This window comes from Pseudonocardia sp. SID8383 (assembly GCF_009864975.1).
Classification (GTDB): Bacteria; Actinomycetota; Actinomycetes; order Mycobacteriales; family Pseudonocardiaceae; genus Pseudonocardia; species Pseudonocardia alni.
On record NZ_WWFY01001137.1, the window covers coordinates 1 to 360 of the forward strand.

Genomic DNA, 360 nt, shown 5'->3' on the forward strand with positions numbered 1-360 from the left:
GTGCGGGTCGTCGTCGGCACCCGGTCCGCGGCGTTCGCCCCGCTCGGCGAGCTCGGCCTGCTGGCCGTCTGGGACGACGGCGACGACTCCCACTCCGAGCCCCGAGCCCCCTACCCGCAGGTCCGCGACGTGCTGGTGCTGCGCGCGCACCGCGAGGGCGCCGCGCTGCTGCTCGCGGGGTTCGCCCGGACCGCCGAGGCGCAGCTGCTCGTCGAGACCCGCTGGGCCAGTCCCATCGCGGCCGACCGTGCCGGGGTGCGTGCCCGGATGCCGCGGGTCACCGCGATCGGGGAGACCGACACCCAGCTCGTGCGGGACCCGGCCGCCCGCGCGGCCCGCGTCCCGGGCGTCGCGTTCGAG

The 360-nt window shown here is 78.9% G+C and carries 1 pseudogene; it reads left to right on the forward strand.

The features are described from left to right. Window positions 1-360: pseudogene (locus GTW08_RS27495) on the forward strand (primosome assembly protein PriA); the annotation flags it as partial.